The 14896-nt window shown below is 33.7% G+C and carries 13 protein-coding genes; 8 read left to right on the top strand and 5 right to left on the bottom strand.

Annotated elements, in window-relative coordinates:
• Window positions 1-114 precede the first annotated feature (114 nt).
• Window positions 115-1389, bottom strand: coding sequence for a serine hydroxymethyltransferase (glyA, locus tag CCAND38_RS10250; RefSeq protein ID WP_042345236.1), 1275 nt, complete (start codon window positions 1387-1389; stop codon window positions 115-117).
• 371 nt (window positions 1390-1760) lie between these two features.
• Between glyA and CCAND38_RS10245 the strand changes: the two genes are divergently transcribed.
• Window positions 1761-2615: a YicC/YloC family endoribonuclease gene (locus tag CCAND38_RS10245; protein ID WP_042006605.1), complete on the top strand. Its 855-nt coding sequence runs from the start codon at window positions 1761-1763 to the stop codon at window positions 2613-2615.
• A gap of 8 nt (window positions 2616-2623) precedes the next feature.
• Window positions 2624-3193 carry a guanylate kinase gene (gene gmk, locus CCAND38_RS10240; RefSeq protein WP_042345234.1) on the top strand — a complete coding sequence of 190 codons (570 nt, stop codon included), beginning with the start codon at window positions 2624-2626 and terminating at the stop codon, window positions 3191-3193.
• A gap of 103 nt (window positions 3194-3296) precedes the next feature.
• Here the strand turns inward: gmk and alr are convergent, their stop codons facing one another.
• Window positions 3297-4418 (bottom strand): alanine racemase, encoded by a 1122-nt coding sequence (gene alr, locus CCAND38_RS10235; protein ID WP_042345232.1) that lies wholly within the window; start codon window positions 4416-4418, stop codon window positions 3297-3299.
• Window positions 4419-4696: 278 nt separating this feature from the next.
• Between alr and mscL the strand changes: the two genes are divergently transcribed.
• The 3 genes from mscL (at window position 4697) to CCAND38_RS10220 (ending at window position 7283) form a co-directional block, all read left to right on the top strand.
• Window positions 4697-5080, top strand: coding sequence for a large conductance mechanosensitive channel protein MscL (mscL, locus tag CCAND38_RS10230; protein WP_042345339.1), 384 nt, complete (start codon window positions 4697-4699; stop codon window positions 5078-5080).
• Window positions 5081-5274: 194 nt separating this feature from the next.
• Window positions 5275-6585, top strand: a complete 1311-nt coding sequence (locus CCAND38_RS10225) for a methylmalonyl-CoA mutase family protein (protein WP_042345230.1) — start codon at window positions 5275-5277, stop codon at window positions 6583-6585.
• Window positions 6549-7283, top strand: coding sequence for a hypothetical protein (locus tag CCAND38_RS10220; protein WP_042345228.1), 735 nt, complete (start codon window positions 6549-6551; stop codon window positions 7281-7283). Before CCAND38_RS10225 ends, CCAND38_RS10220 begins: the two co-directional genes overlap by 37 nt.
• Before the next feature lie 14 nt (window positions 7284-7297).
• Here CCAND38_RS10220 and tamL read toward each other — a convergent pair whose 3' ends face one another.
• Entirely contained in the window at window positions 7298-9865 is a 2568-nt protein-coding gene (gene tamL / locus CCAND38_RS10215) for a translocation and assembly module lipoprotein TamL (protein ID WP_042345225.1), read from the bottom strand.
• Window positions 9866-9902: 37 nt separating this feature from the next.
• Here tamL and CCAND38_RS10210 point away from each other — a divergent pair, with 37 nt between their 5' ends.
• The 3 genes from CCAND38_RS10210 to CCAND38_RS10200 all read left to right on the top strand — a co-directional run bounded on the left by CCAND38_RS10210 (window position 9903) and on the right by CCAND38_RS10200 (window position 12876).
• Window positions 9903-10631: a TrmH family RNA methyltransferase gene (locus CCAND38_RS10210; RefSeq protein ID WP_042345223.1), complete on the top strand. Its 729-nt coding sequence runs from the start codon at window positions 9903-9905 to the stop codon at window positions 10629-10631.
• Between the two features lie 95 nt (window positions 10632-10726).
• Window positions 10727-11710: a DUF8428 domain-containing protein gene (locus CCAND38_RS10205; RefSeq protein ID WP_042006618.1), complete on the top strand. Its 984-nt coding sequence runs from the start codon at window positions 10727-10729 to the stop codon at window positions 11708-11710.
• Between the two features lie 83 nt (window positions 11711-11793).
• Window positions 11794-12876, top strand: a complete 1083-nt coding sequence (locus CCAND38_RS10200) for an anhydro-N-acetylmuramic acid kinase (RefSeq protein WP_042345221.1) — start codon at window positions 11794-11796, stop codon at window positions 12874-12876.
• An 18-nt stretch (window positions 12877-12894) separates the two neighbouring features.
• Here CCAND38_RS10200 and CCAND38_RS10195 read toward each other — a convergent pair whose 3' ends face one another.
• Together CCAND38_RS10195 and CCAND38_RS10190 are read right to left on the bottom strand one after the other, a co-directional pair.
• Window positions 12895-13134: a hypothetical protein gene (locus CCAND38_RS10195; RefSeq protein ID WP_042345219.1), complete on the bottom strand. Its 240-nt coding sequence runs from the start codon at window positions 13132-13134 to the stop codon at window positions 12895-12897.
• A gap of 130 nt (window positions 13135-13264) precedes the next feature.
• A complete protein-coding gene (locus tag CCAND38_RS10190) occupies window positions 13265-14887 on the bottom strand; it encodes an ABC-F family ATP-binding cassette domain-containing protein (protein ID WP_013997117.1) in 1623 nt (540 codons plus the stop codon).
• Window positions 14888-14896: the final 9 nt, after the last annotated feature.

Below are 14896 nucleotides of genomic sequence, written 5' to 3'. Positions count from 1 at the left end.
GTATAAAAAATATTAAATTATCTAAATATAAAGTTAGATGTTTTACATAAACTAAAAAACACCCTCACGAAAAAAGTGAAAGGTGTTTCCAAGAGTAATTTAAACAATATTTTTTTAGTACGCGAACAATGGTCTTTCTTCCATAAAATCATAAACGCGTTCGGCGATAGCTTCCAAAGCCTCATCGTTAGTGTGATTTGTAATTGCTTCATCAATGAAACCAGCGATTGTTTCCATATCGGCTTCTTTCAATCCACGAGTGGTGATTGCTGCTACTCCCACACGAATACCACTGGTAACAAAAGGAGAACGTGTATCAAAAGGTACCATATTTTTATTCACTGTGATGTCGGCTTTTCCAAGAGCCTCTTCCGCTTCTTTACCACTGATGTTTTTATTTCTTAAATCGATGAGCATCATGTGGTTATCAGTTCCCTTAGAGATAATATCATACCCTTTTTCAATCAAAATAGAAGCTAATTTTTTCGCGTTTTTCTGAACTTGGATAGCATAATGTAGAAATTCATCGCTCAATGCTTCGCCAAAAGCAACCGCCTTAGCAGCGATTATATGTTCCAGTGGTCCTCCTTGGTTTCCAGGGAAAACAGCACTATCAATCAACGATGACATCATTCTTATCTCTCCTTTTGGAGTTTTCAATCCGAACGGATTCTCAAAATCTTTTCCCATTAGGATAAGTCCCCCACGAGGCCCACGCAAGGTCTTATGCGTAGTTGTTGTTACAATATGGCAGTGTGGTATCGGGTCGTTTAGTAATCCTTTGGCAATCAATCCTGCAGGATGCGAAATATCTGCAAAGAGAATAGCACCTACTTTATCGGCGATTTCACGAAATTTTTTGAAATCAATGTCTCGAGAGTAGGCGGATGCACCAGCAATGATGAGTCGTGGACGCTCTTTTTCTGCAATTTCAAGAATTTTGTCATAGTTTAGAAGCCCCGTTTCTTTTTCCACTCCATAGAACACAGGTGTGTACAATTTTCCTGAAAAGTTCACGGGTGATCCGTGTGTTAGATGTCCGCCATGTGAAAGGTCGAATCCTAAAATTTTATCTCCTGGTTTTAAGCAAGCTGCATATACCGCAGTATTAGCTTGTGAACCACTATGTGGTTGAACATTAGCATATTCAGCTCCGAAAAGAGTCTTTGCACGATCAATGGCTATTTGCTCAATTTCATCAACCACCTCACAACCACCGTAGTATCTACGTCCTGGGTAGCCTTCTGCATATTTATTCGTCAAAATGGATCCAGCAGCTTCTAATACTTGATCACTGACAAAATTTTCAGAGGCAATTAGCTCAATCCCATGGATTTGTCTTGCTTCCTCATCATCAATAAGGTCAAAAATTTCGTTATCACGTTGCATATTTCCTGTTGTTTTTAATTTTTTCCCAAATGTACGTATTTTAAAAATATAAAGGAATCATCTGCTCAAAAAAGTTTTTAACATATGTATCTATCTGTTTGATTTATAAATAAATATAATGTTAATATCTATACCTTAAAAAATATTTTGAAAGAAAATTTTTATATCTATTTATAAAATAATACCTTTGTTAGCTGTTTTTAAATGCGTTATAAAGCCCATACAGATTATTTTCATCCCCTAAATGAAGGAAGTATAGGACGAAAAATTTGCTTACTTTACCCAATATTTAAAACAAATCGGTTTGTAACTGCGTTTTCACATGTGTGTGCTAATAAGAACTAAAAATTAAACTTAAATTAATTATCTGAATGATACAATCAATGACAGGCTTCGGCAAAAGTACCATTTCTCTTGCTGATAAACATATCAACATAGAAATTAAATCACTCAATAGCAAGAGTATAGATATCAGTACTCGCATTCCATTAGCTTATCGTGAGAAGGAGTTGGAGTTTCGTAAAATAATCGCCGAGCAACTGCAAAGAGGCAAAGTTGATTTTAACATCTCTATGGAAAATACCAGTATGCAAACCTCAGTGAAAATCAATGAAAATGCAGTGAAGGCGTACATGGAACAGATGAAAAATATCGTAGATGGCGATCCTGTGGAATTATTGAAAATGGCGGTTCGTATGCCTGATGCTTTACAAACGACTTCTGAGAGTATTTCGGAAGATGATTTTCAATTGATTGTCAATTTATTACATACAGCGATAGATGACTTACAGAAATTCAGAATAGAGGAAGGTAAAGTTTTAGAAGCGGATTTTATATTGCGAATCCATAATATTCAATCGCTACTTCAAGAAGTGGAGAAGTTAGATCCTGAGCGGTTAATTTTAGTGCGTGAACGGTTAGAAAAAGCGGTGGCTGAAGTCCAAAATGTAGACGAAAATCGATTTGAACAGGAATTAATTTTTTATTTAGAAAAATTCGATATTACTGAAGAAAAAATACGTCTTAAAAACCACTTGGATTATTTTATAGAAACGCTAAACTCTTCTGAATCAAATGGACGAAAATTGAGTTTTATAGCACAAGAAATTGGTCGAGAAATCAACACTTTGGGATCGAAGGCTAATTTTTCTCCAATGCAACAAATAGTGGTGCAGATGAAAGATGAATTGGAAAAAATCAAAGAACAAGTATTAAACGTATTATAGTATTGGTAATGAATAAATTAATTATATTTTCAGCACCTTCGGGAAGTGGAAAAAGTACCATTGTTCGTCATTTACTGGGGAAGGAATCTCTCAACTTAGCTTTCTCAATATCAGCTACTTCAAGAGCTCCACGAGGAGAAGAACAACATGGTAAAGAATATTACTTCCTTTCGGTGGAAGAGTTCAGAAAACGCATTGAGAATAATGATTTTCTAGAATGGGAGGAGGTTTATGCAGGGAATTTTTATGGTACTCTAAAATCAGAAGTAGAACGATTGTGGGGGTTAGGCAAAACAGTTGTTTTTGATATTGATGTTGTTGGAGGATTGCGAATCAAAGAACAGTTTCCGGAGCAAAGTTTAGCTATTTTTGTGAAACCGCCGAGTATTAAAGAACTGGAAAAACGTCTTCGAGCAAGACAAACAGAAACTGAAGAAAAGATTAAAATGCGATTAGGTAAGGCAGCTATTGAATTGGAAGCTGCTCCAAAATTTGATGTAATTATTGAGAATGACATATTAGAGAAAGCTCTACAAGATGCTGAAAATGTGATTGTTAATTTTATAAATAAGCAATGATTGAGTTTTTTCGTTGATAAAAACTCTATCATTGAACGAATGTATTTGCTTTTACAAAGCCTTTTTTGTTAGATTATATGTGCGTTTAAAAACAAAAATATTGTTATTCTACATATATGCGTTTAATGCGTCGCGAAAGAGAGGTAATCAGTTCGTACGAAATCGTCTGTGCATTTTCTGCCAATATTTCGGCAGTATATTTTTCATCAAAGACAGTAACTTCTTCGCCTTCCTGACAGTCGATATCAGTGACATCAACCATTAGCATATCCATACAAACATTCCCCAAAATAGGAGCTTTTTTGCCTTTGATGTACACAAAACCAATCCCTTTTCCATAGATTCGATTCAATCCATCGGCGTGTCCTACGGCAATAGTTGCTGAACGTGTGACTTTATCTGCTTGAAAACCAAAATTATAACCAACATATCCTCCCACAGGAATTTCATTGATTTGTGAGATAAAACTCTTTAGAATGGTTATCGGACGAAAATCGGACTGATATTCACTATCATTAGCAAAACCATACATTCCAATACCACTTCGAACCATATCAAAATGAGCATGTGGATAATTTAATATTCCGGAAGTATTACAAGTGTGGAAAAGTATTTTATGAGAGAAGTGTTTTTTTATAACATTTTGAAATTCAATAAATAAACTTATTTGCTTTTCCATAAATTCAGAAGCATTTTTATCTTCCGAAGCGAATAAATGAGAAAATGCTGTCTTTACGAAAATTGTCTTTTGCCTACCCAAAATTTGACATACATCCGTTATTTGATCCAACAAAAAGCCCAAACGATTCATGCCAGAATTACATTTCAAATGTACGGGATATGCTGTTTTTCCTTTATTTTCAACAAACTCAATAAAATGAGATAAAATTCGTTTTGAGTACAGCGTAGGTTCTAATTCATACTTTATAATTTCTTCAAAATCTGATATTTGAGGATGAAGCACCAAAATAGGTTTTCTTATTCCTGCTTCACGTAATTCCACACCTTCGCTAACACAAGCAACCGCAAAGTAATCAACTAAATTTTTCTTTTGTAAAAAGGAAGCAATTTCACAGTGATTATTTCCATAAGAAAACGCTTTAACAACAGCCATAAACAAAGTGTTTTCATTCAGTTTACTTCTTAGAAAACGAACATTATGCTCCAAATTATCTAATCGAATTATCAGATGAGTCGAACCTATTTGAGATGTGTTATATGTCATTTTTATGTATTTACTGCAAAAGAAATACATTTCCATTTTTTGTGCAAATACTTTATTATTTAATTTCTTATGTTTTTTTTAAAGTATTGAATGATAATTATTTAATTCTATTTTCAAAGTGTACTTATCAAGTGTTTGTTTTGTTTTTTAAAATAACATAAGAATTACAAAGGGTTAAAGTTTTATTAAAAAGAAGTACATCACTTTTTTGTGATATAAATTTGACTACTTTTGCACGTGAAAAATATACTATTTTAATAACAAAAAATCAAAAGATTATGGGATTTTTAAAAGAATTTAAAGAATTTGCTGTAAAGGGCAATGTAGTTGATTTAGCAATCGGTGTTATTATCGGGGGTGCTTTCGGAGCTATTGTAACTTCATTGGTATCTGATGTTATTACTCCTCTGTTATTGACTCCTGCACTAGAAGCCACTGGAGCTAAAAACTTGGAGGGATTAGTATGGAACGGGGTTGCCTATGGTAAGTTCTTAGCAGCTGTGATTAACTTTTTGTGTATTGCTTTTGTTTTGTTTATGTTGATCAAAGGTATTAACAAAATGAAAAAAGAAAAAACAGTTGAACCTGAAGCTCCTGCTGCACCAGCTGGTCCAACACAAGAGGAATTACTTGCTGAAATCAGAGATTTATTAAAAAAATAAAAAAGTCTGTATAGCATGTTCGTGCTATGGTGTATTTCAATTAATAGATTTAAAAATTAGTATAAAACTGCTTGAATATAATATTTTTCAAGCAGTTTTTTTATGTAGATAGCCCTACTTGTGATATACTGTAAGTGTCAAGGAGCTGTCCGAAAATATGGTACTTTTTTGTATATTTGCAAAAATAAAATGAAATGAATAACTTTCATGAGACCTCCTTCAAACAATGGAAGCAACAGGTTCAGTTTGAGTTAGAAGGAGCTGACTACAATAAAACTTTAGTGTTTAAAACGCTTCAAGAGGTGGATATATTACCTATCTACACTTCTGAAAATAATCACCTTTATTATGACATAAATGATAAAAAAACTGAAATTATGATTCCAGTCGAATGTTTTAGTGTCATTCCTGTAGTTAAAAAAATTAATTTCTTTAAAAAACATCATTTTTCAAATTTCTTTTTATCAATACATCCTCATATCGACATAGCTGATTTACTAAACACTTTACCCAAAGAGAATAGGTATTTCATTAATAATAAGCATATTACAGATGAAGTCATCAATAAACTGAAAAAGTGCATTGAGGAATGTAAATTGGATATAGCCGTCTGTAACGACTACATTCATCGCTATATAGAAAAAGGCATGTGGTTTAGAAGTCAATATGATGATTTTGAGTGCTTTGCAAAAACATTCAATATTAAAAAGCCTGTTTTATTCGTGGATACAACACTCTACCAAAATGCAGGAGCTTCCATAATACAACAGATTGCTTATGGAATTTCTCATACTTTGGAATACAGCAAACATATAGAAAAAACACTGAACATCAATAGATTAACAATCTACTTTAAAATAGCTGTTGGAAGTCATTTTCTGTTAGAAATAGCTAAACTGAGGGCTTTTCATCAAATAGCGATGAGTATTTTTGATGTATTTCCGTTTAAAATAGAGTGTATGTTTATGGTAGAGCCATCTGATAGGGAACTTTCTTTATCAACTTCGAATTACAATGAACAATACATTAAAATGGCACACGAAAGTGCTATTTTGGGAGGAGCTGATTTTTTATTTCCGAAATATCCTATCATATACCATAAAAAAAAGGAATACCAGCAAGAGTTTAAAAGTATCATGACGGCTTCTGATTCTTTAGGAAATAAAGCTTCTATCATAAATAAAAGTGACTGTTTTCAATCTTTATCGTATCAATTTGCTAAAAAATCATTATTATTATTACAAAATATTGAAAAAAATGGAGGATTATTGGAAGTGTTCAAAAATGGTAGCTTACAAAAAAGTATTCGCGAAAAAGCCTTAGAAGAACAAGAGCAATTTGATGCTTTAGTTATCTCAAATAATATTGATTTTAAAGATATTGCTCAAAAAGAGCTATGGGAAACATATCCTTTTTTAAAACGAAACAATACCAAAACTTCTGTTGAACCATTAATACCCAAACGTTTATGGGAACATCTAGAAAAGAAACACCTAAGCAAGTAGCCACCAGATTTGATACTATTTCACTAAAAGGCTACTCCCCCACTCTCTCAAAGACAGAAATTATGCCAGGTTTCCCTCCGTACGTGCGAGGGTATCGTACTGTGGGCAATATTCGGCAAAATCCTGTATACGAACCAATTATGTTCTGGGGTAGTTATGAAATTGATGAAATATTTAAACAAGAAATCATGTTTTTGTTTTATGATATTTCCGAATTAATCAAAGCTACTGATGTGAAAAAGAAATCACTTTTTATCTATAAAAAGTCTGATTTTGAATCTATTATGTATCATCAGAAAGATATACAATACCTCTATGTGGTTTGCATAGGAAAGAATTATGAATTAAATAATTTGAATTTTTTAAACAATTTAGATAAAAAATTACTTGATAAAGTACGTTTTTTCTTCAATTTTAGTCAAACAAGTATGAAAGTAATTGAGAAAATAAGACAAATACGAGCTTTAAGTCATCTTTTCGTTAGTGAAAATAATTTAAACTTTTATTTACCTATAGTTTGTTATGTAAACAGTGTAACAGAGCAAATCTATTCCTTATCTGCTCACTGTGATTATATTATTTATAACGCAAAAAATAATCAATTTAACACGAGTTACAATACGTTTCTGATTGAAAACTCAATGATTTCAAAAACAATAGACCCTTTTTGGAACAATGATGAGTCGATTCAATTTTGAGAGTAAACTAAGCATTAGAACGGATAGTTGATACCTATGTTGAATATAATATTTTTGAAACTTACATCCGTAAACCAACGCTGTGACATTGCTTTTGCAGGATTGTAAATTTTGTTCCCTAAATCCAAACGGAAAACAAAAAATCCGAAATCGTAACGAAGTCCAACTCCTGAACTCACTCCAACATCTTTTAGAGAAGAAATATCCTTGAATTTATTTTGTTCAAATGAGGTGTTATCAAGCACGTTCCAGATATTACCTGCATCGGCGAACAGAGCCCCTTTAAAAGCTCCTGAAATTGGAAATCGATACTCTAAATTGAGGGTTAATTTCATATTAGCTTCGTTAAAGTCCAATAAGGAACCGCTTTGTCCTGGGCCTAAGCTATATGCTCTCCAACCACGATTGTCACTTGAACCTCCTGCAAAATAACTTTGGGTGAAAGGAATATTTTTTGAATTGCCATACGGAACTGCTAAACCAAAGAAACTTCTGAAAGCTAGATAGTTACCTCTTCCTAAAGGAAAATGCTTAATATAGTCCAATTCCATTTTTACGTACTGAGCAAACTCTACATCTAAGAATTTTGTACTCTTGTTATTTGAATCAACTACTTTATAGGCATTTGATAACAAACTTAAAAAACTACCCGCCGACTCTAATTTCACTCGAAATTGGTAAAAATCTTCTTGATTAAACTGAAAATTATTATTCAGTATAAAAGTGTAACTTGTTGATAGGATAAAGTCATCATATGTGAGTCGATTAGCTCTTTCTAACACACTGATAGTAGAACGCAAATCAGTTTCCGTAATGTTTGGAATTCCTCCCCAAAGAGCTAACCCCATAAATTGATTGGTTCCTTCTGGAATTGTTAAATCACCATTGTTATCTAATAATGAGCTATCTACTGAATATTTTTTAGATATTTCGTTCAATCGGCTGTAAGTGGAACGATAGACATTGAAAAAGTTGTCCACGTTCAAATTATGTATATATTGCAAATTGAACAAATCAAGTATAACGCGATTTTTTTTCGGATTCCAAGTATAGCGAAGAGCTCCCGAAAGAGTTTGTTTGTCTAATCCAATATTTTTTTGCTTACTAACACCAAACTGAAACATCGTCTGTGGTGTCATTGAGTAAGGTATGATGTTCGTGGTATTAAACAAAAACACAATTTCTGGAAAGATAAGACGAACATCGGCTCCTAATTCCGACATATTAAACCATGGTTCTCCTTGGTCTCTATCGAATTGAGAAGCAATAGTTCCTTGTAAATTCAATTCTAATACCTCACTTCTTCTGAACAGATTTCGTGCAGAAACTGAGGTTCCTAATGAAATACCAAATTGTTCAATTTCAGAGCGTTTTAATTCATTAGTAAGTCGCAATGAAAATTTGTCCATCGGCAAGAGATAGATATTAGCGTCCAATTTAGTTTGTAAAGAATCATTTTCAGCATATTTTAAGTCAATATTCGGATATTTGAATATACGTAAGTTATTGATTTGCTTGTAAGTAAGGCTTCTATTTTCATCCGAATAAATAGCTCCTTTTTTAAAGGCTGTTGCCATCTCTAAAATACGAGGTCTGTAACGTAGTTTATTCTTGTAAAATACTGTTACATTCTTATAATCAATAGAATCTAATTCTGATTTATCACTTCCCATTTCATAATCGGTGAAAATACGAATTTTATTGAAACGATGTACTCGATAGGGTTTCACTGTTACTTCATCGCCATCACGCTCAATCAAATCGTCAATGACGGTAACCACATCCATTTTTTGGTCGTTATTAGTAGCTATGGTATCTCGTGTGATTTCAAAATTAATAGAACTCTGTTGAAAAGTATAGAAACCATTATTGCGAAACAAATTCGTTAAACGGCTACGTTCTGCATTAAAATCTGCTAATAAATATGGTTTTTGTGATCTCAGCAGACTCTCATGCCGATGTAAGTGATACACCGAATCAACTTGAGAAGAACTAATTGAGGTTTTCAAATCATCAATAAAATACTGCTCACCTGTTTTTATAATATAAGAAACATCTGCGAGTTGTTTTTTTCGTTTCGTATCCTTTAAAAATACACTATCTCGTACAGTGGCATTGAAATAACCGATACTTCTATAATAAGCCTTCAGATAGTTTACGGTTGATTTTGTTTTTGAGTTATCTAAAATCACAGGAGCTTCACCAATTTTTTTCAATTGATTGTGAATTCCCGATACAAAAAAAGATTTTTGTAAGCGTCCCACTTGCTTTTGTGATAGTAATCTATCCAAGGTTTTATGTGTTCTGGGATGCTCTTCCAGCCAATCTACAAAATCTTGTTCAGGGTTTTCTTTGGCTAGGTTATAGATATACAATCCCAAAGGCATCCCTAACAAACTCCCATTTGGTTTTTGTAATATAAAATTGTCTATCTTTGCATCTTCAGTCTTTACATCATTGACTAAAACTTTAGTTTTATCCAGTAAATAGGCATTGTCAGGTACTCTCTTTGTAGCGTTACAAGCTGATAATAAAATTGTTATGCAAAAAATAGATGCTATTTTTAAAGTAATTAATCTCACGAAATATCTTTTTTAGGGTCAAAAATACATTTTTTTTATGGTAACTAAAAATCAAATTAAACTAATTCAGAGTTTACAACAAAAAAAATATCGTTCAAAACACCAAATGTTTGTTGTTGAAGGTCGGAAAAGCATCCTAGAGTTTTTGACGCAAAACTTTCAAGTGGAATCCATTTTTGCTACCGATTATTTCTCAGAATTATTGCCAAAATCAAAAACCATACTGACTACCAAAGATGTCTTAGAAAAGATGAGTAGTTTTAAAAACCCAGACGAAGGAGTAGCTATCTTCAAAATACCACTCCCCCAACCTATTGTTGATGAAGGTATTATCGTCGCTACTGACGATATTCGCGACCCTGGAAATTTAGGTACCATTATCCGTCTGTGTGATTGGTTTGGAGTGCAGCATTTGGTATGTAGCTACCAAACGGTTGATTGCTACAATCCTAAAGTAGTACAATCCTCCATGGGGTCATTAGGACGAGTAAATATACACTACGAAGATTTACATATTTTTTTAAAAAACAGTAAATTACCAATTTTAGCAACTGCCATGGATGGTGAAAATATATACCAAACCTCATTTCCAAAAGAGGGAATTTTGGTTTTAGGAAACGAAGCTAATGGAATTTCTAAATTGAATCTGGAAATTGCTCATCAAATTTTAACAATTCCAAAATTTGGCAATTTACAACAAGCAGAAAGTCTTAACGTAGCTACCGCTACCGCTATTTTATTAAGTGAATTGAAACGAAATTCTTAATTTTTTGTAAAATTTAAAAATATCTCCTATTTCGATTATGATTGAATCAAAAATAATAATTACATTTGCAGTATAAACAAAAAAAGAAAAAAATTATGGCAAATCAAACAGACAATACGCCTCCTATTTTTGTAGATCCAAATTCAACAGAAATGCCAAATAAAACAGAATCTTTTTATGGAGATGAAGGCGAAGAACCTAAAAAATCAAGTGGAATTGTCTCAAAAGTTATTATTGGAATTTTAGTGGTTTTGGCTGGTGGTTTAGGTTATTTTTCTTATAACTTGAATGAGGAAAAAAAGAGAAATGAAGCAGAACTTAATCAACAAAAAGAACAGATTATCAAAGAATTAAGTGTTCTCAAAACAAGTTATGATAAAGCGGTGGAGGACAATAAAGCGGTAAATCAAGATTTGGTAGATGCTCGTGACAAAATTACGCTTTATATTGATTCTTTACAAAAAATGAAAGTTTCTATATCTTCATTAGTAAAGTATAAAAACCAAGTAATTACTTTGAAAAAAGAGCGGGAGCGTTTGCTATCTATCAACGATTCACTACGTCGTTCTAATGCTTTAATGAAGCAACAACGTGACAGTATTTCTGTAGCCTTGCAAAATGTATCTTCTTATTTAGATTCACTTGTCCAGCAAAATACAAAACTCAAAGAAGTTGTTGAAAGTGGTGAAGATTTGCAAATCAGCAAATTAACTACTGAAGGAGTTAAAGTGCGTTCAAGTGGTAAGTTGGTTCAGACAGCTCGTGCAAGAGCCACTGACAGAATCAAAATATGTTTCACAGTCGTAGCTAATAAAATAGCAAAAAGTGGTGGCAGAACATTTTACGTTCAAGTGATTTCTCCTGACGGAGTTACTTTGGGAAAAAACAGTACCGAGTCCAATGAACAAACTACCGTTAATTATAGCCTTGCAACCAAGTTTATCTATGATAATAGAAATATTGATGTTTGTGATTTCTTATCAGCTCCTAAAAATGATTTTGATAAGGGTAAGTACCGAGTGGTTGTTTTTGACGACAAATTAAGTGCTGTTGGAGAAACAGAGTTCATATTGAAATAACATATTACTTATAAAATTTAAAATTAATATTTGAAAAAGGCTATTTCTTAAGGGAGTAGCCTTTTTTGTAAGAACTGTAATTTATGGAAATCTATAATGTCATCGGACTGATGTCTGGCACTTCGTTAGATGGATTAGATATTGCTTATTGTCAATTTTCGTACAACGGACAGTGGCGTTTTAAAATACTTAAAACCAAGCATGTAGTATATGAAGATAAACAAAAAAATGAATTAAAAGAGGCTGTAAAGCTATCTGCAATTGATTTATTAGCTTTACACCATTCCTACGGGCAATGGCTTGGCGAACAAGTCAAACAGTTCATAGATGATGAGCAATTAATCGTAGATTTTATCGCGAGTCATGGACATACGGTTCATCATCAACCACAGCGAGGTATTTCTTGTCAAATTGGTTGTGGACAATATCTGAGTAATATTTCTGGTTTACCTGTGGTCAATGATTTTCGTTCCGGAGATTTGGCTCTAGGTGGGCAAGGAGCCCCGTTGGTACCTATTGGGGACAGATATTTATTCGGGGAATACGATTTTTGCTTAAATTTGGGTGGTATTTCAAATATTTCATTCGAAGATAATGGTCTACGTATTGCTTACGACATTGGGATTGGAAATATGTTATTGAATTATATTTCGCAAAAGATTGGCAAACCATATGATAAAAACGGAGAAATAGCTCGTCATGGAACCGTAAATAACGTAATTTTTGAACAATTAAATTCGCTAGAATATTACAAATTAACTTATCCAAAATCAACAGGTTACGAATGGTTTCAAGCTAAAATACGTCCTGTAATAGACAGTTCTGATGATAGTATTGAAAATCTACTATGTACCTCGGTTCATCATATCGCATATTCTATATGCCAAGAGGTAACCTCTTATTCAAAAAACACTGATAATCAACGTTTATTAGTTACAGGAGGAGGTGCTCTAAACACCTTTTTGATAGAAACCATGCGTGACTATATGAACAAATCTGTTCTAATTGTGATTCCTGAACGTGCTATTATCGACTATAAAGAAGCTTTGATTTTTGGCTTTTTGGGAGTTCTAAGAAAACGGCATGAAATTAACATTCTCCGTTCAGTAACAGGAGCTACAGATGATTCCTGTGGAGGCGTTTTCTACTTTCCAAATAAGAAATAAAATTTAATCCGTAAAGCCTTATCCCATCAAATAGAATATAATCATAACCACACCAGAAGCCCCTAATGCTAAAGGTAATATATTTTTACTATATTTAATATTTTTCCCTTTTTTCAAATATATCCAAAAACTTACAAGGATCATGGCTCCAAGCGCACTCATTTTATATTCCCAAGCTATTTGGCTTTTATAGATGAAAAAATAGTAAAATATCAACAAAATAAACGGAAATGAATTTAATAATTTTTTGTTTGCCATAACGTTGATTTTATGTCATCACAAAGATATTATTTTATTTTATATTCTCAAAATAAAATAAAACAACTCCGAACACAAAATATGCATTCGGAGTTGTTTATTGTAATTCTTTTTTAGTTTCTGAAAGCATTTATTTTCTTTCGTACATCGTTTTACGAAGCTCTTGAATATTTTTATCATCCATATACTCGTCAAAAGTCATATAACGGTCGATAACTCCGTTGGGGGTAAGCTCAATAATTCGGTTTGCAACGGTTTGAGCAAATTCGTGGTCGTGTGTGGTAAACAAAACATTCCCTTTAAAATTCTTCAACGAATTGTTGAAAGCCGTGATACTCTCCAAATCCAAATGGTTCGTTGGTTCATTAAGCATCAGTACGTTAGCACGAAGCATCATCATACGGCTAAGCATACAACGTACCTTTTCTCCTCCCGATAACACCGATGATTTTTTCAAGGCTTCCTCACCGCTGAACAACATTTTGCCCAAAAATCCACGTATATAGACTTCCTCGCGTTCCTCTTCCGTTTTTGCCCACTGACGAAGCCAATCCACCAGCGAATAATCGTTATTGAAATATTCCGAATTGTCCACAGGAAGATACGATTGCGATGTGGTTACTCCCCATTGGAATTTTCCACTATCGGGTTGTTGTTTTTCATTCAGAATTTGATAAAAAGCCGTTGTAGCTCGTGAATCTTTTGAAATGACAGCCACTTTATCGTCTTTTGCCAAGTTAATATCCACTTTTTGGAACAAAATTTCACCATCAATAGAAGCTGAAAGGTTTTCCACGTGCAAAATTTGGTCTCCTGCTTCTCGTTCTTTATCAAAAATAATAGCAGGATAACGACGTGATGAAGGTCGGATTTCTTCAATATTCAACTTTTCCAACATCTTTTTACGAGAAGTTGCCTGTTTTGATTTTGCCACGTTGGCACTAAAACGAGCGATAAATTCTTGCAACTCTTTGGCTTTTTCCTCTGCCTTTTTGTTTTGTTGTGCACGTTGACGGGCAGCTAATTGGCTACTTTCGTACCAGAAAGTATAGTTTCCGGAATAGTGGTTAATCTTTCCGAAATCGATGTCAGAAATGTGGGTACACACCGCATCCAAGAAGTGTCGGTCGTGCGAAACGACAATTACCGTGTTATCGTAATTTGCCAAAAAGTTTTCCAGCCAACCGATAGTTTCAAAATCGAGGTCGTTGGTAGGCTCGTCCATAATAAGCACGTCAGGATTTCCGAAAAGAGCCTGAGCCAAAAGTACACGAACCTTTAACTTTCCGTCCATTTCGCCCATCAAAGTATAGTGCATATCTTCAGAAATTCCTAAGTTGGAAAGCAAGGCAGCAGCATCGCTTTCGGCATTCCAGCCGTTCATTTCATCGAATTGTAGTTGTAGTTCGCCAATTCGGTCGGCATTTTCATCGGAATAATCGGCATAAAGCTCGTCCATTTCTTTTTTTATGGCAGAAAGCACTTTGTTCCCCATAATAACGGTTTCCAAAACCGTAAATTCATCATAAGCATAGTGGTCTTGCTCCAAAACGGACATTCGTTTGCCAGGTTCAAGGATAACACGCCCACTGGTAGGCTCTATTTTTCCAGAAAGGATTTTTAAAAAAGTGGATTTTCCTGCTCCGTTTGCTCCGATAATTCCGTAGCAATTGCCCTGTGTAAAGGTTACATTTACCTCATCGAACAAAACTCTTTTCCCAAACTGAACCGATAAATTTGAAACTGTTAGCATTGTCTTTAA

Source organism: Capnocytophaga canis, assembly GCF_000827555.1.
Taxonomy (GTDB): Bacteria; Bacteroidota; Bacteroidia; order Flavobacteriales; family Flavobacteriaceae; genus Capnocytophaga; species Capnocytophaga canis.
The sequence above is the reverse complement of the archived record's forward strand: the minus strand, read 5'-3'. Positions and strand labels throughout refer to the sequence as shown.

Excerpts from the sequence above, each read along its gene's own strand:
- glyA (WP_042345236.1), bottom strand. The coding sequence starts at position 1,389 with ATGCAACGTGATAACGAAATTTTTGACCTTATTGATGATGAGGAAGCA.
- CCAND38_RS10245 (WP_042006605.1), top strand. The coding sequence starts at position 1,761 with ATGATACAATCAATGACAGGCTTCGGCAAAAGTACCATTTCTCTTGCT.
- gmk (WP_042345234.1), top strand. The coding sequence starts at position 2,624 with ATGAATAAATTAATTATATTTTCAGCACCTTCGGGAAGTGGAAAAAGT.
- alr (WP_042345232.1), bottom strand. The coding sequence starts at position 4,418 with ATGACATATAACACATCTCAAATAGGTTCGACTCATCTGATAATTCGA.
- mscL (WP_042345339.1), top strand. The coding sequence starts at position 4,697 with ATGGGATTTTTAAAAGAATTTAAAGAATTTGCTGTAAAGGGCAATGTA.
- CCAND38_RS10225 (WP_042345230.1), top strand. The coding sequence starts at position 5,275 with ATGAATAACTTTCATGAGACCTCCTTCAAACAATGGAAGCAACAGGTT.
- CCAND38_RS10220 (WP_042345228.1), top strand. The coding sequence starts at position 6,549 with ATGGGAACATCTAGAAAAGAAACACCTAAGCAAGTAGCCACCAGATTT.
- CCAND38_RS10210 (WP_042345223.1), top strand. The coding sequence starts at position 9,903 with ATGGTAACTAAAAATCAAATTAAACTAATTCAGAGTTTACAACAAAAA.
- CCAND38_RS10205 (WP_042006618.1), top strand. The coding sequence starts at position 10,727 with ATGGCAAATCAAACAGACAATACGCCTCCTATTTTTGTAGATCCAAAT.
- CCAND38_RS10200 (WP_042345221.1), top strand. The coding sequence starts at position 11,794 with ATGGAAATCTATAATGTCATCGGACTGATGTCTGGCACTTCGTTAGAT.
- CCAND38_RS10195 (WP_042345219.1), bottom strand. The coding sequence starts at position 13,134 with ATGGCAAACAAAAAATTATTAAATTCATTTCCGTTTATTTTGTTGATA.
- CCAND38_RS10190 (WP_013997117.1), bottom strand. The coding sequence starts at position 14,887 with ATGCTAACAGTTTCAAATTTATCGGTTCAGTTTGGGAAAAGAGTTTTG.